This window comes from Streptomyces sp. NPDC059455, assembly GCF_042750115.1.
Classification (GTDB): Bacteria; Actinomycetota; Actinomycetes; order Streptomycetales; family Streptomycetaceae; genus Streptomyces; species Streptomyces endocoffeicus.
In genome coordinates this window covers 16,388-40,997 of the sequence record NZ_JBHYVB010000052.1, presented here as the reverse complement: position 1 = coordinate 40,997, position 24,610 = coordinate 16,388, and the positions used below count along the sequence as shown (strand labels likewise).

General features: G+C 70.9%; 22 protein-coding genes and 1 pseudogene. 10 read left to right on the top strand and 13 right to left on the bottom strand.

All coding sequences use genetic code 11. The annotated features are described in order from the left end of the window. Positions 1–81 precede the first annotated feature (81 nt). From ACFXB5_RS20305 to ACFXB5_RS20295, 3 genes are read left to right on the top strand one after another with little or no spacing between them, the layout of a single operon-like run. Entirely contained in the window at positions 82–1,242 is a 1,161-nt protein-coding gene (locus ACFXB5_RS20305) for a Gfo/Idh/MocA family protein (RefSeq protein WP_385209666.1), read from the top strand. Positions 1,243–1,276: 34 nt separating this feature from the next. Next, entirely contained in the window at positions 1,277–2,443 is a 1,167-nt protein-coding gene (locus tag ACFXB5_RS20300) for a dihydrodipicolinate synthase family protein (protein WP_385209663.1), read from the top strand. Beyond that, positions 2,443–3,273, top strand: a complete 831-nt coding sequence (locus ACFXB5_RS20295; protein WP_385209660.1) for a sugar phosphate isomerase/epimerase family protein — start codon at positions 2,443–2,445, stop codon at positions 3,271–3,273. The genes ACFXB5_RS20300 and ACFXB5_RS20295 overlap by 1 nt, the downstream gene beginning before the upstream one ends. Before the next feature lie 108 nt (positions 3,274–3,381). Here ACFXB5_RS20295 and ACFXB5_RS20290 read toward each other — a convergent pair whose 3' ends face one another. Beyond that, positions 3,382–4,737 (bottom strand): helix-turn-helix domain-containing protein, encoded by a 1,356-nt coding sequence (locus tag ACFXB5_RS20290; protein ID WP_385209658.1) that lies wholly within the window; start codon positions 4,735–4,737, stop codon positions 3,382–3,384. A gap of 234 nt (positions 4,738–4,971) precedes the next feature. On the opposite strand from ACFXB5_RS20290, the gene ACFXB5_RS20285 reads away from it, so the two are divergent. The 4 genes from ACFXB5_RS20285 (at position 4,972) to ACFXB5_RS20270 (ending at position 7,066) form a co-directional block, all read left to right on the top strand. Further along, entirely contained in the window at positions 4,972–5,217 is a 246-nt protein-coding gene (locus ACFXB5_RS20285) for a hypothetical protein (RefSeq protein ID WP_385209655.1), read from the top strand. Positions 5,218–5,289: 72 nt separating this feature from the next. Beyond that, a complete protein-coding gene (locus ACFXB5_RS20280; protein WP_385209652.1) occupies positions 5,290–5,583 on the top strand; it encodes a hypothetical protein in 294 nt (97 codons plus the stop codon). A gap of 140 nt (positions 5,584–5,723) precedes the next feature. Beyond that, positions 5,724–5,894, top strand: coding sequence for a hypothetical protein (locus tag ACFXB5_RS20275; protein ID WP_385209649.1), 171 nt, complete (start codon positions 5,724–5,726; stop codon positions 5,892–5,894). Further along, entirely contained in the window at positions 5,891–7,066 is a 1,176-nt protein-coding gene (locus ACFXB5_RS20270) for a protein-L-isoaspartate(D-aspartate) O-methyltransferase (protein ID WP_385209648.1), read from the top strand. Before ACFXB5_RS20275 ends, ACFXB5_RS20270 begins: the two co-directional genes overlap by 4 nt. 65 nt (positions 7,067–7,131) lie before the next feature. Here ACFXB5_RS20270 and ACFXB5_RS20265 read toward each other — a convergent pair whose 3' ends face one another. From ACFXB5_RS20265 to ACFXB5_RS20240, 6 genes and pseudogenes are all read right to left on the bottom strand, one after another. Then, complete coding sequence (locus ACFXB5_RS20265) at positions 7,132–7,497, bottom strand: hypothetical protein (protein ID WP_385209645.1); 366 nt, start codon at positions 7,495–7,497, stop codon at positions 7,132–7,134. Next, a pseudogene (locus ACFXB5_RS20260) lies at positions 7,494–8,267 on the bottom strand (RNA polymerase sigma factor). The gene ACFXB5_RS20265 and the pseudogene ACFXB5_RS20260 overlap by 4 nt, the downstream one beginning before the upstream one ends. Positions 8,268–8,336: 69 nt before the next feature. Continuing rightward, a complete protein-coding gene (locus ACFXB5_RS20255) occupies positions 8,337–8,717 on the bottom strand; it encodes a hypothetical protein (RefSeq protein ID WP_385209643.1) in 381 nt (126 codons plus the stop codon). Between the two features lie 308 nt (positions 8,718–9,025). Beyond that, the gene (gene rbsD / locus ACFXB5_RS20250) at positions 9,026–9,421 is read right to left on the bottom strand and encodes a D-ribose pyranase (protein WP_137978030.1); all 396 of its coding nucleotides are present in this window, start codon (positions 9,419–9,421) and stop codon (positions 9,026–9,028) included. Next, positions 9,418–10,344, bottom strand: coding sequence for a ribokinase (gene rbsK / locus ACFXB5_RS20245; RefSeq protein ID WP_385209640.1), 927 nt, complete (start codon positions 10,342–10,344; stop codon positions 9,418–9,420). Before rbsK ends, rbsD begins: the two co-directional genes overlap by 4 nt. Positions 10,345–10,451: 107 nt before the next feature. Next, positions 10,452–10,598, bottom strand: coding sequence for an Arc family DNA-binding protein (locus ACFXB5_RS20240; RefSeq protein WP_385209638.1), 147 nt, complete (start codon positions 10,596–10,598; stop codon positions 10,452–10,454). 41 nt (positions 10,599–10,639) lie between these two features. On the opposite strand from ACFXB5_RS20240, the gene ACFXB5_RS20235 reads away from it, so the two are divergent. After that, the gene (locus ACFXB5_RS20235) at positions 10,640–11,899 is read left to right on the top strand and encodes an RNA-guided endonuclease InsQ/TnpB family protein (protein ID WP_385209636.1); all 1,260 of its coding nucleotides are present in this window, start codon (positions 10,640–10,642) and stop codon (positions 11,897–11,899) included. A gap of 35 nt (positions 11,900–11,934) precedes the next feature. On the opposite strand, the gene ACFXB5_RS20230 is transcribed toward ACFXB5_RS20235, so the two are convergent. The 3 genes from ACFXB5_RS20230 to ACFXB5_RS20220 all read right to left on the bottom strand — a co-directional run bounded on the left by ACFXB5_RS20230 (position 11,935) and on the right by ACFXB5_RS20220 (position 16,536). Then, on the bottom strand, positions 11,935–13,884 hold the full coding sequence (locus ACFXB5_RS20230; RefSeq protein ID WP_385209634.1) for a substrate-binding domain-containing protein: 1,950 nt from the start codon (positions 13,882–13,884) through the stop codon (positions 11,935–11,937). Next, complete coding sequence (locus ACFXB5_RS20225; RefSeq protein ID WP_385209708.1) at positions 13,874–15,391, bottom strand: sugar ABC transporter ATP-binding protein; 1,518 nt, start codon at positions 15,389–15,391, stop codon at positions 13,874–13,876. Before ACFXB5_RS20225 ends, ACFXB5_RS20230 begins: the two co-directional genes overlap by 11 nt. 128 nt (positions 15,392–15,519) lie before the next feature. Next, positions 15,520–16,536: a LacI family DNA-binding transcriptional regulator gene (locus ACFXB5_RS20220; protein WP_385209632.1), complete on the bottom strand. Its 1,017-nt coding sequence runs from the start codon at positions 16,534–16,536 to the stop codon at positions 15,520–15,522. A 186-nt stretch (positions 16,537–16,722) separates the two neighbouring features. Between ACFXB5_RS20220 and ACFXB5_RS20215 the strand changes: the two genes are divergently transcribed. Continuing rightward, entirely contained in the window at positions 16,723–18,966 is a 2,244-nt protein-coding gene (locus ACFXB5_RS20215) for an ATP-dependent RecD-like DNA helicase (RefSeq protein WP_201849274.1), read from the top strand. 151 nt (positions 18,967–19,117) lie between these two features. Then, positions 19,118–20,407: a citrate synthase gene (locus ACFXB5_RS20210; RefSeq protein ID WP_043237162.1), complete on the top strand. Its 1,290-nt coding sequence runs from the start codon at positions 19,118–19,120 to the stop codon at positions 20,405–20,407. 561 nt (positions 20,408–20,968) lie between these two features. Here ACFXB5_RS20210 and ACFXB5_RS20205 read toward each other — a convergent pair. The 3 genes from ACFXB5_RS20205 to ACFXB5_RS20195 all read right to left on the bottom strand — a co-directional run bounded on the left by ACFXB5_RS20205 (position 20,969) and on the right by ACFXB5_RS20195 (position 24,458). Further along, positions 20,969–23,278 (bottom strand): heavy metal translocating P-type ATPase, encoded by a 2,310-nt coding sequence (locus ACFXB5_RS20205; RefSeq protein WP_385209630.1) that lies wholly within the window; start codon positions 23,276–23,278, stop codon positions 20,969–20,971. 85 nt (positions 23,279–23,363) lie between these two features. Continuing rightward, entirely contained in the window at positions 23,364–23,588 is a 225-nt protein-coding gene (locus tag ACFXB5_RS20200; protein WP_385209628.1) for a heavy-metal-associated domain-containing protein, read from the bottom strand. A 210-nt stretch (positions 23,589–23,798) separates the two neighbouring features. Next, the gene (locus tag ACFXB5_RS20195) at positions 23,799–24,458 is read right to left on the bottom strand and encodes a TetR family transcriptional regulator (RefSeq protein WP_385209626.1); all 660 of its coding nucleotides are present in this window, start codon (positions 24,456–24,458) and stop codon (positions 23,799–23,801) included. Between the last annotated feature and the right edge of the window lie 152 nt (positions 24,459–24,610).

The window sequence follows — 24,610 nt, the reverse complement described above, 5'->3', positions numbered from 1 at the left end:
CTGTACAGGGGTGGGGCGGGGCGGTTAGCGTGGATGCTTAGAAAGCGCTTACTATCACTCGCGGTGAGGAGAAGAACCCACGTGACACGCAAGACAGTGCGGATCGCCATGAACGGTGTGACCGGCCGGATGGGCTACCGCCAGCACCTCGTCCGCTCTCTCCTCGCCCTTCGCGAACAGGGCGGCCTGGACCTCGGCGACGGCACCGTGCTCTGGCCCGAGCCGCTGCTCGTCGGCCGCCGGGAGCACGCGCTCAAGGAGATCGCCGAGCACCACGGCCTCGACCCGGTCGCGGACGTCTCGACCGACCTGGACGCCGTGCTCGCGGACGACGGCGTCGACATCTACTTCGACGCGCAGGTCACCGCCGCCCGTGAGGAGGCCATCAAGAAGGCCATCGCGGCGGGCAAGCACATCTACACCGAGAAGCCGACCGCCACCGGTCTGGAGGGCGCCCTGGAGCTGGCCCGGCTCGCCGAGGCGGCGGGCGTCAAGCACGGGGTGGTCCAGGACAAGATCTTCCTGCCGGGGCTGCTGAAGCTGAAGCGCCTCATCGACGGCGGCTTCTTCGGCAGAATCCTTTCCGTGCGCGGGGAGTTCGGCTACTGGGTCTTCGAGGGCGACTGGCAGGCCGCCCAGCGGCCCTCCTGGAACTACCGCGCCGAGGACGGCGGCGGCATCGTCGTCGACATGTTCCCGCACTGGGACTACGTGCTGCGTGAGCTGTTCGGCCCCGTGCGCACCGTCCAGGCCCAGGCCACCACCCACATCCCGACCCGCTGGGACGAGCGCGGCAAGCCGTACGAGGCCACCGCCGACGACTCGGCCTACGGCGTCTTCCAGCTCGAGGGCGGCATCATCGCCCAGATCAACTCCTCCTGGGCGGTCCGGGTGAACCGCGACGAGCTGGTGGAGTTCCAGGTCGACGGCACCGAGGGCTCGGCCGTCGCGGGCCTGCGCAACTGCCGCGTCCAGCACCGCTCGCACACCCCCAAGCCGGTCTGGAACCCCGATCTGCCCGCCACCGAGGCGTTCCGCGACCAGTGGCAGCAGGTGCCGGACAACGAGGAGTTCGACAATGGCTTCAAGGCGCAGTGGGAGCTCTTCCTGCGCCATGTCGCGCTCGACGAGCCCTGGCGCTGGGACCTGCTGGCCGGCGCGCGCGGCGTCCAGCTCGCCGAGCTGGGATGGAAGTCGTCGGCGGAGGGCCGCCGGCTGGACGTACCGGAGCTGAGCCTGTGACCATCCATCGCCTGGACGTACCGGAGCCGAGCCTGTGACCATCCACCTTCCCGCGCCGGGCGGTACGACCCGCGCCTACGAGCCCCGCGCCGAGCCGCTGTCGCCGACCCCCGGGGCCCCCTTCACCTCCCGCGTCGTCTTCTCGGCCGCGCATGTGGTGGCCGACCCGTACGCCGATGTGACCCCCGACGGCCCGGCCGCCGTGGACTGGGACGCCACCCTGGCCTTCCGCCGCCACCTGTGGTCCCACGGGCTGGGCGTGGCCGAGGCCATGGACACCGCCCAGCGCGGTATGGGTCTGGACTGGGCGGGCGCCGCCGAGCTGATCCGCCGCTCGGCGGCCGAGGCCAAGGCGGTCGGCGGCCGGATCGCCTGCGGTGTCGGCACCGACCAGCTCTCCGCCACCGAGATCGGCTACCCGTACGGCCTGGACGAGGTCCGGGCCGCCTACGAGGAGCAACTGGCCGTCTGCGAGGAGTCCGGCGCCCAGGCCATCCTGATGGCCTCGCGCGCCCTGTGCGCCGTGGCCAAGGGCCCCGAGGACTATCTCGAGGTCTACGGCCATCTGCTGCGCCAGTCCGCCGAGCCGGTGATCCTGCACTGGCTCGGCCCGATGTTCGACCCGGCCCTGGAGGGCTACTGGGGCAGCACCGACCTGGACGCCGCCACCCGTACCTTCCTCGAGGTGATCGCCGCCCACCCCGACAAGGTCGACGGCATCAAGGTCTCCCTGCTCGACGCCCAGCGCGAGATCGACCTGCGGCGCAAGCTGCCGGACGGAGTGCGCTGCTACACGGGCGACGACTTCCACTACCCCGAGCTGATCGCGGGCGACGACCGGGGCTTCAGCCACGCCCTGCTCGGCATCTTCGACCCGCTGGGCCCGCTGGCGGCGGAGGCCGTGCGCAGGCTCGACACCGGCGACACCGCCGCCTTCCGGGGCCTGCTGGACCCGACGGTGGAGCTCTCCCGCCACCTCTTCCACACCCCGACCCGCTACTACAAGACGGGCGTGGTGCTGCTGGCCTGGCTGGCGGGCCACCAGTCGCACTTCACCATGGTCGGCGGCCTGCAGTCGGCCCGTTCGCTGCCGCATCTGGCGCGGGCGTACGAACTGGCGGACGGGCTGGGCCTGTTCCCGGATCCGGCGCTGGCCGAATCCCGTATGAAACACCTGCTGTCCGTGTACGGAGTGGCCTGATGAGCGCGTTGTCCCGGCTGAGCCTCAACCAAGAAACGATCAAGCAATGGTCGCTGCCCGAGCTGGCGGAGGGCTGCGCCAAGGCGGGCGTCACGGGCGTGGGCCTGTGGCGTGAGCCGGTTCAGAAATACGGCGTGGCGGCGGCCGCCGAGCTGGTGCGCGGCGCGGGCCTGACCGTCACCAGCCTGTGCCGGGGCGGCTTCTTCACCGCGAGCGAACCCGAGGCGCGCGCCACGGCCCTGGCCGACAACCGCCGCGCCATCGACGAGGCCGCCACCCTGGGCACCGACACCCTGGTCCTGGTCTCCGGCGGCCTGCCGGACGGCAGCCGCGACCTCTTCGCCGCCCGCGAGCGGATCGCCGACGCGCTGGGGGAGCTCGCCCCGTACGCCGCCGACCACGGCGTCCGCCTGGCCATCGAGCCCCTGCACCCCATGTACGCGTCCGACCGCTGCGTGGTCTCCACCCTCGCCCAGGCCCTCGACCTGGCGACACGCTTCCCGGCGGAGCAGGTGGGCGTGGTCGTGGACACGTACCACCTGTGGTGGGACGACACCGTGGCGGACCAGATCGCCCGCGCGGGCGCGGGCGGCCGCATCGCCGCCTTCCAGCTCGCCGACTGGGTCACCCCGCTCCCGGAGGGCGTCCTGCTGGGCCGGGGCCAACTCGGCGACGGCTCGGTGGACTTCCGCTGGTTCCGCGAGCAGGTCGACGCGACGGGCTACACCGGCCCGATCGAGGTGGAGATCTTCAACCCGGACCTGTGGGCCCGGGACGGCGCGGAGGTCCTGGCGGAGGTCGCCGACCGGTACCGGACGCTGGTGTTGTAGCGGCTGCTTCGGGGTGTGTGAGGCAGGCGAATGTCCATGCAGCCGAACGCACCCCGGCGCGGGGAGCCCTGAGACCCGCTGAACCATGCCCGGCGCCGCTTGGCAGCGTCATGCGAGGGCGCCGACGCGCTGAGCGAACCCACGTACGCCGGGAAGGGCGCGGTCGTGCCGCATCAGCCCGGTGGCCATCGTCCGCACGGAGCCGCGGCGGACCTCCTGCGGTGCGGCGCGCTCCGCGGCCAGCAGCGCGCGGTAGCAGCGGTCGGGTTTGCCCCACTGGTCGAAGGCGCGAGCGACGTCGATCCAGTAGCGGGCCTGGCGTTCGCTGGTGGGCAGGGCGGCGGTGTCGACACGGCGGGCGTGCTCGATGGCTTGTCCGGCGTCGCCGAGCAGGTAGCTGATCGAGATCTGGTGGAGCAGCACCTGACTGGGGCCGAAGACGGTGCCGCGCAGCAGTTCGCCGTGGCCGAGTCGGCCGGCGGTGGCCTGTGCCTCGGTGATGAGCGCCTGCGCGGTGTGCCGGTCGTCTTGCTTCGCCGCGGTGTAGGCGGCGGTGGCGTACAGGTTGCCCTGGACGGACAGCCGTTCGGCCATGTCCGTGGCGCGGTCGCCGGCCAGTTGCTGGGCTGCGGTCACGGCGACATCAGTGGCGCGGGCGTAGTGGCCCTGGCGGCGCCAAGCGCTGGAAACCATGCGATGGGCCTCGGCGACGGTCAGCGCGTCCGCGCCACCCAGGGCCGCGGTCAGGGCCCGGTCGGCGGTGACCGCCGCGAGGCCGTCCTCGCCGAGCTTGATGCACAGCCTGGTCGCAACGGTGTAGAGGTCGGCGACCGGGGTCGCCGCCTGCCGCGGATGCCCCTCGGCGCCGAGGGCCTGGGCGAGCGCGATCCGGGACGGCAGGCCGCGGGCAAGAGCGTCATAGCGGCAGGCGCTGAAGTCACGTCGGGAGGCGTCGACCGCCGCGAGGACCGTGGACGGGGTGGGGTCGGTGCCGAGCGGCGGGCTGCTCTGCCGGTGCAGCAGCAGGTCCTCCAGACCCGCCAGGACCGGCCGCGCCGGAGACTGGGCGGTGGCCGGGGTGGGCCCCAGGACCGCACTGGAGGTCGCTCCGGCCAGACCGGTCAGGAGTTTGCGGCGTCGCACTGGGTCGTCCCCCTCTTCGCCGAACAGGGCGTGCGGGCCCACCCTAGTGGTGCCGGAGAGGCGCGCATCGACGTATCCGCGGGATGTCGCCTGCTCGTGTCGGGGCGCGAGTCCCAGCAGGTCGGGCGGGATGTCCAGATACTCGGCAACCTGCCGTAACAGCTGTACATCGCGCATGGGCTGCTTGCCGCGTTCCATCCGGGACAGCGAGGCGGCGGTGTAGCCGACGGCCGCTCCGAGTTGGGCCAGCGTGATGTCGGACGCGCGGCGGGCCAACCGGACGATCGCCCCGGCGTCACGGCGGACGAGGGCATCACGCATGGCGACTGAGCGCCAGATCGAATGTGTGCCATCCACAACAAGTCATCTCCTATGGGGACCTATTGTTCCGCCGAACTCGTCGCCATTACAGTGCGTTGCACACCCTTTGCGCCGCGTGTAACCCGTGTGCGCCCCCGACGGCTACACCTCCCGCCGCCACCCGAGCTGCGGTGTCCTCAAAGGCCAGGACGGCCCGCAGCGAGCGGGTCGCAGTGCACCCCGGGAGCGAGCGCCATGAAGCAGAAGACCCCGGCGGCTGAGGGGGTGTGGGCGTCGGTCACACACGCGACTCCGCTGAAGCGGGATGCGATGTACGACCACCGTGCCCAGCAGGCTGCCATCGGCGTCGAACTGCACCACGCCGATGGCCGGACCACGGAATCGGTGCTGATCTTCACTCCCGGCCAGGTGGAGCTGTACGCCATTCAGTTCGCACAGCTCATCGACAAGCGCGAGCAGGCCCGTCAGGAGGGTCAGTGACGCCGCACACCTCCCCGCTCCGCGCGAGTGGGGAAGAACGAGCACTTTCCATGCATCGAGAGAGGGAAAGCAATGCCCACCACTCAGATTGAAGAGCGCCGCCCCGTCGGCGTGGCGCTCGACGTGCCGGAACTGCGGTTGCCGCTGAGCACCGACGGCCCCGCGGCCATGCCGGAGCTGCGCGAGGGCGACGGGTCGTCGCCGTTCGCGTTCCGCTTCCTCGTACCGGTCCCGGCGACGGGCGGCATCCTGCCGACCGATGTCGCACGAACGTCGTCCAACCCGATGACCTGTCACACCCGGACATCGCAACCACCGCCCACCTATTCCAAGAGTGGGTACCCAAGGCGCACGAGGTCCGGCTGACCGCCATCGGCGGCAGGATCTTCGCGGCCGAGATCCACGCCGATTCCGATGCCGGTCACATCGACTGGCACAGCGACTACGACAGCCACACATACAAGATCTGCGAGCCGCCGCCCGACGTGGCGGCCGGAGCCCTGCGGATGCTCGACCGCCTCGGATTGCCGTACGGAGCCTTCGACTTCGTGGTGACAGAAGGGGAATGGCGATTCTTGGAAGTGAATCCGGGCGGACAGTACGGATTCATCGAGCAGGCGACCGAACTGCCGATCACGGCCGCGATCTGCGATTACCTGGAAGGAACCGGCCAGTGACGAACATCCTCGACGACGAACAGCGCATCCTCGCCGCTCGCGTTGCCCTTACACAACAGATCGACCGCGGAAGCGTGGTGCTGTCCTCGCGACTGGCAGGCGCCTTCCTCAACGTTCCCCGGCATCCCTTCGTGCCTGTCTTCTATCGTCGCGACGGCGAGCGGTTCGTCCCGTGGCGGATCACCGACGGCGACGCGGGCGCGTGGCTCGATGCCGTCTACACGGACGACTCCCTAATCACCGAAGTGGAAGGCGTCCACGCCGAGGAAGCGAGCCTCGACGGACTTACCGGGGTCCCTACCTCGTCTTCGACGGCGCCGAGCCTGATGGCGGACATGCTCGACGCCCTCGACGTGGATGAGGGACACGATGTCTACGAAGCCGGGACCGGTACGGGCTACAACGCTGGCGCGCTGTGTTTCCTCGCCGGAGACAAACACGTCACCACTGTCGACCGCACTGAATCGCTCACGGACAAAGCCCGCCTGCGGCTGGGCGCCATCGGCTTCGCCCCGCTCGTCATCCACGGTGACGGGGCGCGGAGCTTCCCCGCCGACACGCTGTATGACCGGATCATCGCCACGGCGTCCGTACGCCGCATCCCGCCCGCGTGGCTGGCGCGGTTGCGCCCCGGCGGCATCATGGTCGTCCCCATCAAGGGCCCGCTCGCCGGTGGGATGGTCGCCCGCCTCACGAAGCTTGCGGACGGCGCCGCTGTCGGCTACATCCTGCACACGCCCGCCGCGTTCATGCCGCTCAAGAGTGACACGGGGACACCCACACAGGTGCCCGTCGTCCGGGAGGGTCCCGGTGGGGACACCGACCTCTCGGCCCGCATCCTCGACGACTGGACGTTCTCGTTCTTCGCCCAGCTCCACATGGACCCCGACCTCATCCGCACCTACGGGAAGAACGACAACGGGCTACACGTCACCACTCTGTACGACCCAGCCGACGGCTCGGCGACGCGCGTCGACGACATGCCTGACGGGCCGCCGATGGTCATCAACAGCGGGCCGCGCAACCTGTGGGAACCGATCGAGGCCGCCCACAAGCTGTGGCAAGAACTCAATCGGCCCCGCCGCGAGTGGTTCACCATCGAGGCCACCCGCGCCGAGCAGACCGTGAGGTACACGGCACCGGACGGGCGGGTCCACCGCTGGACTCTGTAGCCACCGACACCACAGGGCGAAGAGCACCCATCGTTTGACGCCCTCCACACCGGCGTTGGGCCGGATCAGGGCTGGGTGGGGACGGAGGTCGAGGTCGCGGGCGGGGTGGCGGGCGGGGAGGTTGGGGAGGGCTTGGACGTGGGCGAGCCGTGCGTCGACGGGACCGAGCTGGCCGGAGGGGAGGTGCGGGGGTCCCGTGCGGGCGGGGTTGGGTGTGGGCGTTCCGGGGAGCCGGACAGCAGCAGGAAGGCCACGGCCGCCGCTGCCGCCACCGTCACGGCGACGGCGGACACGACCCGCCGGATCCGCCGCGTGCCCCAGGCCGGGCCGGTGGGAGGCCGGTGGGGGGACAGGTCGTGGGCGTCGATGAGCCGCGCGCGGGCGTCGAGCGCGGCGCGCAGCCGTTCCTCGGTGGGGGAGGGAGTGCTCATCGGGCCGCCTCCAGCAGCTTCTCCAGGGTGACGAGCGCACGGCTCGCGGTCGACTTCACGGTGCCTCGGGAGACCCCCAGCGCCTCGGCTATCTGGGCCTCGGTCAGCTCCGACCAGTAGCGCAGCACCAGCACCTCGCGCGTGGGCGGGGGGGGGCGCCCCCACCCCTAGCGGGCCAGGGGGTGGGCCCCCGCGAGCCCCCGCGGGGCGGCCCCCGCGACCCGCGGCTCTTCGGCGCTCGGCCCCGCGCACACCAGGCCCCCCCCACCCCCCCCCGGGGGGGGGGGGGGGGCCCCCCCCCCCCCCGCGTCGAGGACCTGGCGGTGCTCCTCGGCGAGCAGCAGCGGCTCGTCCACGGGCGCCCCCGGCCCCTGGTACGGCGGGGTGTACGCGCGCGCCGTACGCCGTCGGCGCAGCACCGAGCGGGCGGCGTTGACCACGGCGGTGTGCAGATAGGCGTGGGCGTCCTGGAGACTGTCCAGCTTTGAGCCGTGGCGGCGGCAGACGGCGGCGAAGGCGTCCTGGACGACATCCTCGGCGGTGTGCAGGTCGTCCACGAGGAAGACCGCCAGCCGGATCATGTCCAGCCGCCGGGCCTGGTACAGATCGGCCAGCGTGGGGCCGGGCTCCCCGTCGCCCCGGCCACCCACCGACCGCAGCGCCCGTAGCCGCCGCCCGGCGCGCGGTGTCTCCACCGGCGGTGTCGAGGCGGTCGTCCGGGCACGGCGGAGCAGCCGGGCCCACCAGGGCAGGACAAGAGTGAGCTGCATCGTCCTCGTTCACCTCATCGGTGCGGCGGGACCGGCTCCGGATCCGGCCCCGCCCCACCCGTGGTCGGGCTAGCGGCTGGTCGTGGTGGGCGGCTTGGTGGGCTCGGGCTTGCTGGTGGGCGGCTTGGTGGGCTCGGGCTTGCTGGTGGGCGGCTTGGTGGGCTCGGGCTTGCTGGTGGGCGGCTTGGTGGGCTCGGGCTTGCTCGTGGGGGGCTTGGTGGGCTCGGGCTTGCCGGTCGGCGGCTTGGTGGGCTCCGGCTTGCTGGTGGGCGGCTTGGTCGGCTCCGGCTTCGAGGTCGCCGTCGGGGCCGGCTTGGCCGGGCGGGAGTGGTCGGAGGTGGCCGCCTGGGCGGCGATGCCCCCACCCACGATCAGGGCGACTCCTGCGGCCGACCCCACGATCCAGGGGCGCAGACGGCGGTTCGGCTTCTTGGCGCGGACGTGCTGCATACGGAACGACTCCCGAAAGAATTGAGCGAACGCTGATGGGCGAGGCGCGCGCCGAGGATCCGAGGGCCACGAGGACCTGAGGACCCGTTCCGGAGCCCGCCTTCAACCCACCAGACGTGCGGCCCCACCCGAGGTTGTCGCGCCCCGCAAAAATCTTTCGCGGTTGACCGTGCAACCGTTCCGGCCCTTGGCGGGTCGTACCTGGCATCGGGCTTCCTGGGGGGATCCGGGGGGGATTCGAGAGGAAGCCTTGGGAGGGGAAAACGAGGGGCCCGGACCACGGCCGGGCCCCTCGAAATATCACACCCTCAGAACGGCACCCCGCACCGCAGCAGCACGTTCGCGTACGGCCGCGCCTCGCCCGTACGCACCACCAGCCGCGCCCCCGCCGTCAGCGTCTTCAGCTCCTCGTGCGGGACCAGATCCAGCGCGGGAGCCGGGAAGAGGCGGTCGAGCAGGGCGGTCGCCCCGGGGTTGTGGTCGCGCACCTCGCGCGCCGCCGTGGCCCCTTCGACCACCAGCTCGTCCAGCAGCCCGGTGAGCACCCGCTCGAAGGACGGCACCCCGGCCGTGAAGGCGAGGTCCACCACGAACGGCCCGTCCGGTATCGGCAGGCCCGCGTCGCACACCATCACCGTGTCGGTGTGACCCAACAGGGCGATGCCCGCGCTCAGATGGCGGTTCAGGATCCCGGACCGCTTCACAGGGCGGCCACCTCCTCGGCGCTCGGGAAGGACGCCTGCGCCCCGGCGCGGGTCACCGCGGCCGCGCCCACGCGTACCGCGAACCGCACCGCCGTCACCAGGTCGTCGCCGACGCCGAGGCGCCAGGCGAGCGCGCCGGTGAAGGCGTCCCCGGCGCCCGTGGTGTCCACGGCCGTCACCGCGGGGCTGGGCACGAGCACCGTACGGTCGCCGTCGGCGACCAGCGCGCCCTCGCCGCCCAGGGTCACCACGACCGAGCGCGGACCGCGCGAGAGCAGGGCGTCGGCCCACTCCTCGGGGTTGTCGGAGGAGCCCACCTGATCGTCGCTCAGCAGGAACCGCGCCTCGTGCTCGTTGACCACCAGGGGGTCACAGACGGCCAGCACATCGGTGGGCAGCGGCGCGACCGGCGAGGGGTTGAGCACCACCCGCGGCCCGGGGCGGCCGCCGAAGCCCGCGGCCGCCGTACGGACCACCTCGGCGACCGACTCGAGGGGGATCTCCAGCTGCACCGAGACCACCCGCGCCGCGGCCAGCAGGCTCGCCGCGGCCCGGACGTCGCCGGGGGTCAGCCGGGCGTTGGCCCCCTGGGAGACCACGATGCTGTTGTCGCCCGAGGGGTCCACCGTGATCAGCGCGACCCCGGTAGGCGCGCCGCCGACCAGCACGCCCACCGTGTCGACCCCGGCCGACCGCTGCGCGTCCAGCAGCAGCCGGCCGTAGTCGTCGTCGCCGACCCGGGCCAGCAGGGCCGTCCGGGCCCCCAGCCGGGCGGCGGCGACGGCCTGGTTGGCGCCCTTGCCACCCGGGTGGACCACCAGGTCGGACCCGAGGACCGTCTCCCCGGCCCCGGGGCGGCGGTCGACTCCGATCACCAGATCGGCATTGGCCGACCCCACGACCAGCAGGTCGTAGTCGTGCATCCGCACGTCCTTTCGTTTGTCACCTGAGTCCTCCGAGGATGCCCCGGCCTTCAGGCGGGGGAGGAATCGGACTCCTGCGGAGCAGGGGAAGGAAAGAGCAATCGCCTTCAGAGCGATTGGTCGTCTGGCGAGTCGTCGCCGCGTCCGACCTCAAGCCGGTGCAGGATCTCGGAGTTGAGGGACCTGCGGGCGGACTTGGCTTCGGAGACCAGCCACTCATGCAGGTCGGCGGGCAGCCTGAGCGTGATGCGCATTTTTGATCTATATCCATAACTGTAGTGGTAGAAATGGTGACATGGCGACACCACAGGTATCGGAGGGCGTCGGGTACGCCCGGTACACCTACCGACTTCGCGTGTCGTCGACCGCCCGCACAGCCCTGCTCGCAGAGTGGGACCGTTGCCGCTGGATCTGGAACGAATGTGTCGCCAAGTCCCGCGCCGTGCACGCCCACAACCGCGCGCACCCCGACGACAAGCTGACGTGCGGCCCGGCCCAGCTCGACACGATGCTGACCGAAGCCCGTGCCAAGCTGCCATGGCTGCGTGAAGGCGCGTCGGTGCCGCAGCAGCAGATCATCCGCGACTTCGCCAAGTCCCGCTCCAAAGCCCTGAAGGACATCGGGAAGCGACTGCCCATGCGGCAGCGCGCGGGCATGCCCCGGCCGAAGAAGAAGCGCGAAGCGCTGCCCACGCTGAACTACACGACGCGCGGGTTCCGGCTGAAAGACGGCCGTCTCCACCTCGCGTGCGGCATTGAGTTGACCGTGGTGTGGTCGCGCGAACTCCCGTCCGCTCCCTCGTCGGTACGGGTGTACCGAGACAGCATCGGGCACTGGTATGCGTCGTTCGTCGTCGCCACCGAGGTGCAGCCCCTGCCGGAGACGGGCCGTGTCCTCGGCGTGGACTGGGGTGTCAAGGAGACCGCCACCACCAGCGACACCCACGACCTCCCCCACCCACAGCATGGGCGGAAAGCCCAGGCCAAGCTGTCGCGGTATGACCGGACGGTCGCCCGCCGCAAACCGAAGAAAGGACAGGCGTCCTCGAAGGGCCACCGCGAAGCCAAAAAGTCGCGCGCCAAGGTCTACGCGAAGATCGCCCGGCAGCGGCAGGACACCGCCCGCAATGGGGTCTCCCCTGCTCGAGCGGAGCCGAGAGCTTGGGGAAGGGCCAAGAAAGTCGTCCGGGGCCACGACGCGATCGCCGTCGAGGACTTCCGGCCGAAATTCCTCGCGAAGACCTCCATGGCCCGCAAAGCCGCGGACGCGGCGATCGGCGCCACCAAAACGGCCCTGGTTGAGATGGGCCGCAAGCACGGGCGGGACGTCCGCCTCGTGCATCCCGCGCACACCACGATGGACTGCGCGTCGTGCGGAGCGAGAACCAAGCACGCACTTCCTCTTTCGGAACGTACCTACACCTGCACCGCGTGCGGAGCCGTCTCCCCTCGGGATAAGAACTCCGCGCGCGTGATGCTGGTCCGGGCTGGTCTCAACCCGGCTGGTGACGAGGGCGTAAGACCTCCGGGAGCGCTGCTCCCGGAGGCAGCCTGAGCCAGGAATTCCCTCCCTTCAGGGAGGGGAGGATGTCAATTCGCAGTGACGACCTTCACCGGCACCTTCACCGTGCCGTCGATCTTCTGCCCCTTGGCGGCCTTGACGGCGTTCTCCACCACCATCCGGCCCAACTCCTTCGGCTGCTGGGCGACGGTCGCCGCGAGGGTGCCGTTCTCGACGGCCTTCAGTCCGTCCGGGGTGCCGTCGAAGCCGACGACCGCGACGGACTTGCCCGCCTTGGACCCGAGCGCCTTGACCGCGCCGAGCGCCATCTCGTCGTTCTCGGCGAAGATCCCGTCGATGCCCGGGTGGCCCTGGAGCAGATTGGTGGTCACATCCAGTCCCTTGGCCCGGTCGAAGTCGGCGGTCTGCTTGCCGACGACCTTGATGTCCGGGTACGCCTTGAGGCCCTCCGCGAAGCCCTTACCGCGCTCACGCGAGGCCGAGGTGCCGGGGGTGCCCTGCAGCACGAGGATCGTGCCCTTCTTTCCGAGCCGCTCGGCGAGCGTCTTCGCGGCCAGCTTGCCGCCCGTGATGTTGTCGGAGGCCACCAGGGTCGCGATCTTCGCCTTGTTGACGCCGCGGTCGGCGGCGAGTACCGGGATGCCCGCCTTGCCGGCGGCCCGGACGGACGGGCCCGCGGCATCGGAGTCGACCGGGTTGATGATGATCGACTTCATGTTCTGGCTGGTGAAGTTCTGGATCTGATTGGCCTGCTGGGAGGCGTCGTTCTGGGCGTCGGTGACCGTAAGGCTGATCCCGGCGCGCTTGGCCTCCTCCTGGGCGCCCGCCTTCAGCTGTACGAAGAAGGGGTTGTTGAGGGTGGAGACCGAAAGGCCGACCTTGGTGTCCGCGCCCCCGGAGGAGCCGGAGCGCCACATGGAGGCGCCGAAGGCGATGGCGGCGACGACCACGGCGGCCAGCGCGAACTTGCCCGCGTTGACGGCCTTCTTACGGCCGCCACCGGACGGTCCGCCCGCCGCGGCCCCGGGCGCGCCCGGTCCGGCCCCGGCGCGCCGGCGCACCGTGTCCATCAGCACCGCGAGCGCGATGACGACACCGATGACGACCTGCTGCCAGAAGGCGGACACCTCCAGCAGGTTGAGCCCGTTGCGCAGCACCGCGAGGATCAGCGCGCCGATGAGCGTGCCGGACGCCTTACCGACGCCACCGGACAGGCTGGCGCCGCCGATGACCACCGCGGCGATCGCGTCGAGCTCGTAGCCGACCGCCGCCTGGGGCTGCGCGGAGGACAGCCGGGAGGCGAGCACGATGCCCGCGACGGCCGCGAAACCGCCGGAGAGGGCGTAGATGACCAGCTTCTGGCGGGTCACCCGGATCCCGGAGAGCCGGGCCGCCTCCTCGTTGCCGCCGATCGCGTACATCGCCCGGCCCGGGTACGTACGGCCCAGCACACCCGCGGTGATCAGGCCCATCACGACCATCACGATCACCGGGACGGGCAGCCAGCCGCCGAGGGTGTCCCCGAGGCCGGACACCGAGTCGGGGACGGCTATCGGGCTGCCCTGGGAGATCACCAGGGCCAGGCCGCGGCCGATCGACAGCATCGCGAGCGTGGCGATGAACGGCGGCAGCTTCCCGAAGGAGACCAGCGCCCCGCTGACCAGACCGCAGGCGACACCGGTGGTGAGCGCCAGGAGCACCGCGAACCAGACCGGCAGCCCCTGTGAGGTCGCGGACCAGGCGAGCACGGTGGCGGACAGCGCGGCCACCGAGCCGACCGACAGATCGATGCCCGCGGAGACGATGACGAAGGTGACGCCGAAGGCGAGGATCGCGGTGACCGCCGCCTGGACACCGACGTTGAGGAGATTGTCGGTGGTGAGGAAGTCGCCGGACAGCAGCGCCATGGCGGCCACCAGCAGCACCAGGGCGCTCAGGGCGCCGTTGTCGAGCAGCACGCGGCGCAGTGCCGACGAGCTCCCGGGGTCCTTCGTGGCGTCAATCGTGTCAGTGGCCACGGGAGCCCTCCTTTTCCTTGCCGCCGACCCCTTCGTCGGCGTCCTTGACGTCCTTCACTGCCAGGGCCATCACGGCGTCCTGGGTCGCTTCCCGCGCGGTCAGCTCGCCCGCGATCCGGCCCTGGGCCATGACCAGGACCCGGTCGCTCATCCCCAGCACCTCGGGCAGATCGCTGGAGATCATCAGCACGGCGTGGCCGGACGCGGTGAGTTCGTTGATGAGCTGGTAGATCTCGACCTTGGCGCCCACGTCGATCCCGCGGGTCGGCTCGTCGAGGATCAGCACCTTGCTGTCGGCGAGCAGCCACTTGCCGATGACGACCTTCTGCTGGTTGCCGCCGGAGAGGGTGCGTACCCGCTGGTCGAGACCGGCCATCCGGACCGTCAGCCGCTCGGCGACACCGGCCGCCGAGCGCCGCTGGGCGGCCCGGTCGACCAGTCCGGCGCGGGTGGCGGCGCGCAGCGTGACCAGGCCCAGGTTCTCCTGCACGGAGCCGTCCAGGACCAGGCCCTGGCCCTTACGGTCCTCGGGGACGAGGCCGATCCCGGCCCGCATGGCGGCCACCACGTCATGGCCGGGCAGCGGACGGCCGAGCACCTCGACGGAGCCGGAGTCGTACGGGTCGGCGCCGAACAGGGCCCGGACGACCTCCGTACGGCCCGCGCCGACCAGTCCGGCCAGGCCCACCACCTCCCCGGCCCGCACCTCGAAGCCGATGTCCCGGAAGCTGCCGTTCCGGGTGAGCCCCCGGACCTTCAGCAGCGGCTCGCCGGCGTCCCCGCGCTCGCGCGGGTACTGCTGCTCGATGGAGCGGCCCACCATCAGCCGCACCAGCTCGTCCTGGTCGGTGCTCGCCGGGACCTGGGTGACGCTGCGGCCGTCGCGCAGCACGGTGACCCGGTCGCCCAGGGCGGAGATCTCCTCCAGGTGGTGGGTGATGAAGACGACGCCCACCCCGTCCGCGCGCAGGGTGCGCACGATCCGGAAGAGCTTGTCGACCTCCTCGGTGGTGAGCACGGCGGTCGGCTCGTCCATGATCAGGACGCGGGCCTCCAGGCTCAGCGCCTTGGCGATCTCCACCATCTGCAGCCGGGCGATGCCGAGGTCGCGGACGCGGGTCCGGGGCGAGACGTCCACCCCCACGCGGGCCAGCAGCTCGGCGGCCCGCGCGTCCATGGCCTTGCGGTCGATCATGCCGAAGCGGCGCGGCTGACGGCCCAGGAAGATGTTCTCGGCCACGGTGAGGTCCGGGACGAGGTTGAACTCCTGGTAGATGGTGGCGATCCCGAGCCGCTCGGCGTCCTGCGCGCTGTTGATCCGCACCGGCTCGCCGTCGACCAGGATCCGCCCGCCATCGGGGCGGTGGGCGCCGGAGACCATCTTGATCAGCGTGGACTTGCCCGCGCCGTTCTCGCCCAGGAGCACATGCACTTCGCCCCGGCGCAGATCGAAGTCCACCCCGTCCAGCGCGATCACCCCGGGGAAGGTCTTACGGACCCCCTCCATGCGCAGCAGCTCCGCCCCGGCGCCGCCCGTGCCCCCGGCCTTGGCGTCCGAGGGCGTGGGGCCCGGGTTCGACGCCGCCGACGCCGCCGCGTCGGCGGCACCGGGAGAGGACGGCTCGTGCTCGGAAGTCATGGCTTGCTCCCTTCGGGCTCGCCGCACGAGCGGCGGGTGACCAGACGGGCGGACAGGGTCACCGACTCGGCGGGCCGCCCCTCGACGAGATCGATCAGTGCCGTCACGGCGACACGGCCGAGCGACCCGGTCGGCTGGGCGATGGCGGTGATCGGCGGATCGGTGTGGACGAACCAGGGGATGTCGTCGAACGCGGCGAGCGCCACGTCGTCCGGCACCCGCAGGCCCCGCGCGCGGATCTCGTCCATCGCGCCGAGCGCCATCAGGTTGTCCGCGGCGAAGATCGCGTCCGGGGGGTGCGGCAGATCGAGGAAGCGGGCGGTCACCCGGCGGCCGCTGTCCGCCTGGAAGTCGCCCTGGCCGATGTGGTCCTCGCGCAGCTCCAGGCCGAACTCGCGCAGCGCGGAGCGGAAGGCGTCCACTCGCTCGCGGCCGGTCGTGGTGGCCGCGGGGCCCGCGATGATCGCGACCCGGCGGTGGCCGAGGGCGCACAGATGGGCCACCAGAGCGCGGATGGCTGCCCGCCCGTCGGTGCGGATCACCGGCACCCGGTCCAGGCCCTCGCCCTCGATCCAGCGGTCGACGAAGACCATGGGGGTGCCGGCGCGGGCGGCGGCCAGCATCATCGGGGAGCCGCCGTCGGTGGGGCTGACCAGCAGTCCGTCTATGCGGCGGTCCATGAGGGTACGCACATGGTGGTCCTGGAGGTCGGGCCGCTCGTCGGCGTTGCCGATGACCACGCTGTAGTCCAGCTCGCGGGCGGCGTCCTCGACCGAACGGGCCAGCTCGGTGAAGAAGGGATTCAGCACATCGCTGATGACCAGGCCCAGGGTCCGGGTCTGATCGGTGCGCAGTGAGCGGGCCACCGCGTTGGGGCGATAACCGAGGTCGGCGACCGCGGCGAGCACCCGTTCGCGGGTGTCCGCGCGGACGGAGGGGTGGTCATTGAGCACCCGTGAGACCGTCGCCACGGAGACCCCGGCACACCGCGCCACATCCTTGATGGCCGGCATCGTCCACCTCCTTGTGGAATCGATTACATGCGATTGGAATCGATTACATAGACGGAGGCAAGGGGTCAGCCCCCGGTGAAACCGGATCGTGATATTCCGCTACCGGACACACGCCCGCGTTCCTTCCCCACGGGCGTTGTCCACAGGCCCGAACCGCCTGTCGGCTCCCGGCGGTACGGTCGGGGCATGCTCAAACTCGCGGTGGTGGAAGGGGTCCTGGAGCGGATCACCTACGCCAATGAGGAGAACGGCTATACGGTCGCGCGGGTCGACACCGGCCGTGGCTCCGGCGATCTGCTCACCGTCGTCGGCTCGCTGCTGGGCGCCCAACCGGGCGAGTCGCTGCGGATGGAGGGCCGCTGGGGTTCCCATCCGCAATATGGCAAACAGTTCACGGTCGAGAACTACCAGACCGTCCTCCCCGCCACGGTCCAGGGCATCCGGCGCTATCTCGGCTCCGGACTGATCAAGGGCATCGGCCCCCGGATCGCCGACCGGATCACCGAGCACTTCGGCGTCGACACCCTCGACGTCATCGAACAGGAGCCCAAGCGGCTGGTCGAGGTCCCCGGCCTCGGCCCCAAGCGCACCAAGATGATCGCCGCCGCCTGGGAGGAGCAGAAGGCCATCAAGGAGGTGATGGTCTTCCTCCAGGGGGTCGGCGTCTCCACCTCCATCGCGGTGCGGATCTACAAGAAGTACGGCGACGCCTCGATTTCGGTCGTGAAGAACGAGCCGTACCGGCTGGCGGCCGACGTCTGGGGCATCGGCTTCCTCACCGCCGACAAGATCGCCCAGTCGGTCGGCATCCCCCATGACAGCCCCGACCGGGTGAAGGCCGGTCTGCAGTACGCGCTGTCCCAGTCCGCCGACCAGGGCCACTGCTATCTCCCCGAGGAGCGACTCATCGCGGACGCGGTCAAGTTGCTCCAGGTGGACACCGGCCTGGTCATCGACTGCCTGGGCGAGCTCGCGGCCGAGGACGAGGGCGTGGTGCGCGAGCCGGTCCCGGGCCCGGAGGACGGTGAGCCGGTCTCCGCCGTCTATCTGGTGCCCTTCCACCGCGCTGAGATCTCCCTCGCCGGCCAGGTGCTGCGGCTGCTGCGCACCGAGGAGGACCGGCTGCCCGCCTTCCGGGACGTGGACTGGGACAAGGCGCTCGGCTGGCTGGCCGGCCGCACCGGCGCCGACCTCGCCCCCGAGCAGAGCCAGGCGGTGCGGCTCGCGCTGACCGAGAAGGTCGCGGTGCTCACCGGCGGGCCGGGCTGCGGCAAGTCCTTCACCGTGCGGTCCGTGGTGGAGCTGGCCCGCGCCAAGAAGGCCAAGGTGGTGCTCGCGGCGCCCACCGGCCGGGCCGCCAAGCGGCTGTCCGAGCTGACCGGCGCCGAGGCGTCCACCGTCCACCGCCTGCTGGAGCTCAAGCCCGGCGGGGACGCGGCGTACGACAGGGACCGCCCGCTCGACGCGGACCTGGTGGTGGTCGACGAGGCGTCCATGCTCGATCTGCTGCTGGCCAACAAGCTGGTCAAGGCCGTCCCGCCCGGTGCCCATCTGCTCTTCGTCGGCGATGTGGACCAGCTGCCCAGCGTGGGCGCCGGGGAGGTGCTGCGCGATCTGCTGGCCCCCGGCAGCCCCGTCCCGGCGGTGCGGCTGACCCGGATCTTCCGCCAGGCTCAGCAGTCCGGAGTGGTCACCAACGCCCACCGGATCAACGAGGGGGTGCCGCCGGTCACCCAGGGCCTGTCCGACTTCTTCCTCTTCGTCGAGGACGACACCGAGGAGGCCGGGCGGCTCACGGTCGATGTCGCGGCCCGCCGCATCCCCGCGAAGTTCGGCCTCGACCCCCGCCGTGACGTGCAGGTTCTGGCCCCGATGCACCGCGGCCCGGCGGGTGCGGGCACGCTCAACGGACTGCTTCAGCAGGCCATCACCCCGGCCCGCCCGGACCTCCCGGAGCGCCGCCTCGGAGGCCGGGTCTTCCGCGTCGGCGACAAGGTGACCCAGATCCGTAACAATTACGAGAAAGGGGTCAACGGGGTCTTCAACGGCACGGTTGGCGTCGTCACCTCACTCGACACCGATGAGCAGCGGCTGACCGTGCGGACGGACGAGGACGAGGAGGTACCGTACGACTTCGACGAGCTGGACGAGCTGGCTCATGCCTATGCGGTGACCATCCACCGGTCACAGGGCAGTGAGTACCCGGCCGTCGTGATCCCGGTGACCACCGGGGCCTGGATGATGCTGCAGCGCAACCTCCTGTACACGGCCGTGACCCGTGCCAAGCGCCTTGTGGTGCTGGTCGGCTCGCGCCGCGCGCTGGGGCAGGCGGTGCGCACCGTCTCGGCGGGCAGGCGCTGCACCGCGCTGGATCACCGACTCGGCGGCGATGTGACAGTCGAGCGTGTCAGATGGGTTTCCGAACGATGACGAACGGGGCAGGATGGCCGTGTAGGCGGCACTGAGTGCCGCCAAAAGGCCCTTCGGCCGACCCCGAGTGCACATTCGCTACCCGAGTAGGGGAAGGTGGGGGGAGTCAGGGCACCTCGAAGAAGAGAACCAGACGTCGGTGAGGGATGACGTGAGCGACAACTCTGTAGTACTGCGGTACGGGGACGGCGAGTACACCTACCCGGTGGTCGACAGCACCGTCGGCGACAAGGGCTTCGATATTGGCAAGCTGCGCGCCCAGACCGGTCTGGTGACCCTGGACTCCGGTTACGGCAACACCGCCGCGTACAAATCCGCGATCACCTATCTGGACGGTGAGCAGGGCATTCTGCGTTACCGCGGCTACCCCATCGAGCAGCTGGCGGAGCGCGCCTCCTTCCTGGAGACGGCCTTCCTGCTGATCAACGGGGAGCTGCCGACCGTCGATGAACTGGCGGCATTCCGTGGGGAGATCACTCGCCACACGCTGCTGCACGAGGACGTCAAGCGGTTCTACGACGGCTTCCCGCGGGACGCCCACCCGATGGCGATGCTGTCCTCCGTGGTCAGCGCGCTGTCGACGTTCTACCAGGACAGCCACAACCCCTTCGACGAGAAGCAGCGCAACCTCTCGACGATCCGGCTGCTGGCCAAGTTGCCGACCATTGCCGCGTATGCGTACAAGAAGTCGGTCGGCCACCCCTTTGTCTACCCGCGCAATGACCTCGGCTATGTCGAGAACTTCCTCCGGATGACCTTCTCGGTCCCCGCGCAGGAGTACGACCTCGACCCGACCGTGGTCTCCGCGCTCGACAAGCTGCTGATTCTGCACGCCGACCACGAGCAGAACTGTTCGACCTCCACGGTCCGGCTGGTCGGCTCCTCGCAGGCCAATATGTTCGCCTCCATCTCGGCGGGCATCAACGCCCTGTGGGGCCCCCTGCATGGCGGCGCCAACCAGTCCGTGCTGGAGATGCTCGAGGGCATCCAGGCCTCGGGCGGCGACGTCGACACCTTCATCCGCAAGGTGAAGAACAAGGAAGACGGCGTGAAGCTCATGGGCTTCGGGCACCGCGTCTACAAGAACTTCGACCCCCGGGCGAAGATCATCAAGTCGGCGGCGCACGATGTCCTCTCCGCGCTCGGCAAGTCCGACGAGCTGCTCGACATCGCGCTCAAGCTGGAGGAGCACGCGCTCGCGGACGACTACTTCGTGGAGCGCAAGCTCTACCCGAACGTGGACTTCTACACCGGTCTGATCTACCGGGCGATGGGCTTCCCGACCGAGATGTTCACCGTGCTCTTCGCGCTCGGCCGGCTGCCGGGCTGGATTGCCCAGTGGCACGAGATGATCAAAGAGCCGGGCTCCCGCATCGGCCGCCCCCGCCAGATCTACACGGGTGTGGTGGAGCGCGACTTCGTCCCGGTCGAAGAGCGCTGACCCTCGTTTCTCCGGTCTCCGGGTGCCCCCGTCCCGCTTGGGTCGGGGGCACTCGTGTGAGCTGAGTCGGTCGCCGTAGAGCTTCCGGCTCCCCGGGTCTTCCGGCTGGGGGCACCTCCCAGCGGTAGCTGGGGGAGACTTTTGCGCCCCGGAGGCGAACCGAGCCTCAAAAAAACAAGCGAGAAGCGCCCCGCTGCCGATCCCCCCACGGGTCGGAGCGGGGCGCTTCCCTTGCCCCGGAGCGGATTCCCCCCACGGGATCCGGCCGGGTGTCCACGGGCCCTTGCGGGCCGTATGGTGACGCGATCTGCCGGGACGCGCACCTACGGGAGGGCCGCTCAAAGCTCCCCGAGTACGTCGTCCCGGCTACGCGTAGCAGGATCCGTCCCCCAAGACGTATCCCCACCGTCCCATTAGACTCGCGACCCCCCTCAATGGTTACGTTGGGTTGTCTGTGATCTGCGTCTCTTGCCATAAGGGCTATAAAAGGGCAAGAGCCTCGATTTGAAGATCGAGGCTCCGCCGTATGGGTGTTGTGCGGCTTATGGGGACTTGGTGAATCTATGTGGATGCTGTGAAGGTCCGCAGTCGCAGACTGTTCGTCACCACGAAGACGGACGAGAACGCCATCGCCGCTCCCGCGATCATCGGGTTCAGCAGTCCGGCCGCCGCGAGCGGCAGCGCGGCGACGTTGTAGCCGAAGGCCCAGAAGAGATTGCCCTTGATGGTGCCGAGGGTCCGGCGCGCCAGCCGGATCGCGTCCGCCGCCACCCGCAGATCGCCCCGGACCAGGGTCAGATCCCCGGATTCGATGGCCGCGTCCGTGCCCGTGCCCATCGCGAGTCCCAGGTCGGCGGTGGCGAGGGCGGCCGCGTCGTTGACCCCGTCGCCCACCATGGCGACCGTACGGCCCTCTTCCCGCAGCCGCTTCACCACGTCCACCTTGTCCTGCGGCAGCACCTCGGCGATGACGTCGTCGATGCCGACCTCGCGGGCCACCGCCTCGGCGACCAGCCGGTTGTCGCCGGTGAGCAGGATCGGGGCGAGGCCGAGCGCCCGCAGCTGGGCGACCGCCTCGGCGCTGGTCTCCTTGATGGCGTCGGCCACCAGGAGGACGCCGCGTGCCTCGCCGTCCCAGGCCACCGCGACCGCCGTCCGTCCCTCGGACTCGGCCGCCGTCTTGGCGGTCGCGAGGTCCTCGGGCAGCTCGATGGCCCAGGCGCCCAGCAGCTTCTCGCGGCCCACCAGCACCGCGTGGCCGTCCACCGTGCCCTGGACGCCGAGGCCGGGCTCGGAGCGGAAGTCCGCGGGCGTCGGGAGGTCGCCGATCCGCTCGGCCGCGCCGTCCGCGATGGCCCGCGCGATCGGGTGCTCGGAGGCGTGCTCCAGGGCGCCCGCGAGCCGTAGCAGCTCCCGCTCGTCCACGCCGGGCGCCGTGATGGCCCCGCGCAGCCGCATCTGCCCGGCCGTCACCGTGCCGGTCTTGTCCAGGACGACGGTGTCCACCCGGCGCGTGGACTCCAGTACCTCGGGCCCCTTGATCAGGATGCCCAGCTGGGCGCCGCGGCCGGTGCCGACCATGAGCGCGGTCGGGGTGGCCAGGCCCAGGGCGCAGGGGCAGGCGATGATCAGGACGGCGACAGCCGCGGTGAAGGCGGCGGCCGTGTCGCCCGTGGTGAGCAGCCAGCCCAGCAGGGTGCCGACGGCGATCAGCAGCACGATCGGTACGAAGATCCCCGAGACCCGGTCGGCGAGCCGCTGCACCTCGGCCTTGCCGTTCTGCGCGTCCTCGACCAGCTTGGCCATGCGGGACAGCTGGGTGTCCGCGCCGACCCGGGTGGCCTCGACCACGATCCGGCCCGACGCGTTGACGGTCGCGCCCGCCACCGCGTCGCCGACCCCCACGTCCACCGGCACCGACTCGCCGGTCAGCATCGAGGCGTCCACGGCGGAGGAGCCCTCGACCACCGTGCCGTCGGTGGCGATCTTCTCGCCGGGGCGCACCACGAAGCGGTCGCCGACGGCCAGCTCGCCGACGGGGATGCGTACCTCTCGTCCTCCGCGCAGCACGGCCACGTCCTTGGCGCCGAGCTCCAGCAGCGCGCGCAGCGCCGCGCCCGCCCGCCGCTTGGACTTCGCCTCCAGATAGCGGCCGAGGAGGATCAGCGCGGTCACTCCGGCCGCCGCCTCCAGGTAGATCGAGGACGATCCGTCGGTGCGGGAGACGGTGAGGTCGAAGCCGTGCCGCATCCCGGGCATGCCCGCGTGGCCGAAGAACAGCGCCCAGACGGACCAGCCGAGGGCCGCCAGGGTGCCGATGGAGACGAGGGTGTCCATGGTGGCCGCGCCGTGCCGGGCGTTCGTCCAGGCGGCCTTGTGGAAGGGCGCGCCGCCCCAGACGACGACCGGCGCGGCGAGGGTGAGCGAGAGCCACTGCCAGTTGTCGAACTGCAGGGACGGCACCATCGCCAGCACCACGACGGGCAGGGACAGCGCGATGGAGACGAGCATGCGGTGGCGCAGGAGGTCCGGCGCGGCCTCGCCGCGCGGGTCGGCCTCCGGTGCGGCGGCGCCCTCGGGGGCGCGGGGCTCGGGCACGGCGGGGCGCGGTTCCTCGGCGGTGTACCCGGTTTTGACGACGGTGGCGATCAGGTCGGCGACCTCGATCCCCTCGTCGTAGGTCACCTTGGCCTTCTCGGTGGCGTAGTTCACCGTGGCGGTGACGCCGTCGAGACGATTGAGCTTCTTCTCGACGCGGGCGGCGCAGGACGCACAGGTCATCCCGCCGATGGCGAGCTCGACCTGCGAGGGCCCACCGGCCGTCGCCGTGATCTCGGCGGCGGACCCGGCGGGGGGTGCCGTGCTGGTCATGTCTGGTCTCCTGGGAGGAGGGCCGGGCCGTACGGCGACTGTATGAGCAGGGCGGCACGGTCCGGCGGGGGTTTGGTGGGGGCTCTCAGGCCCGGCCGGCGAGCTCGTAGCCCGCCTCGTCCACGGCGGCGCGGACGCTCTCGTCGTCCAGCGGGCCGGCCGAGACCACGGTGACCTGGCCGGTGGACGCCACGGCCTTGACGGAGGTGACGCCGTCGAGGCCGCCGATCTCCTCGGTGACGGCGCCTTCGCAGTGGCCGCAGGTCATACCGGTCACCTTGTAGACGGTGGTGACTGCCTCGGAGCTCATGGGGTTCTCCTGTGTGGGGTGGGCGTGACGGTCGGTGCGCAGGAGGCGCCGGAATGCCTCAGCGTCTCCTGGCAATACCCACTCTATACCCCTAGGGGGTATGGATGGAAGCCGGTGGTGCGCCGGTCGGTGACGGGTGCGGCGCACCCGCGCGCACCCCACCGCGGCCAGGGGGGGGGGAAGGGCGGGTGGCGGGGTGCGGCGCGGGGGTCAGGGCTGGGCGGGGACTCCCTCGGTGCCGAGCGCCGGGGCGAGGTAGCCGTACAGGGCGGTCTTCAACTCCGCGACGTACGCCTCGCGTTCCGCGCCCTCATGGCCGAGGATCAGCACCAGTCCGGCCTTGAACACGGCGAACGCCATGTTCGCGGTGTGGGTGCGGCGCTCGGGGGAGAGGTCGGGGTTGCGGACGCCGATCAGCTCGTCGATGCGGTCTTGGATCGAGTCGTGCAGGGTGGCGTGCTCCTCGAGGAAGTGGCCCGGCGCGTCGGAGGACTGGAGCAGGGTCAGGAAGGCGGGATTCGCGCAGTTGAACTCGATCATCGGATCGAGGACCGCATCGATCAGTTCGCGCAGCGGCAGCGAGGCGTTCCGCAGGGTGAAGGCCACCCCGTGGGTCTCCAGCATCCGGCGGTTGAGGCGCTCGCCGAGCTCGACGGCGATGGCCTCCTTGTTCGGGAAGAACTGGTACAGCGTGCCGGGGGAGACCCCGGCCTCGCGGGCGATGGCGTTGGTGCTCGCGGAGGTGTAGCCGGCGCGGCAGAAGACGCTGGCGGCGGCGTCGAGCAGCTGCTGGATCCGGCGCTCGCCGCGTGCCTGTCTGCGGCGCGGCTTCGCCGTCTCGTTGGGCTGGTCCGCCTTGCTCTCGCTCACCTGTTTTCCCCGGCTCTCCGTGTTCGATTGACAATCACGAGCGGGCGCGCGCCGGGGGTTTGTAATGGGTCCGGGGCGGGGGGGGTGAGGGGCCAGGTAGAGTCTGACCCCCGGGGCCGGCGCGGCCGTGTGGTGGGGGGGGGGGGCCGGGC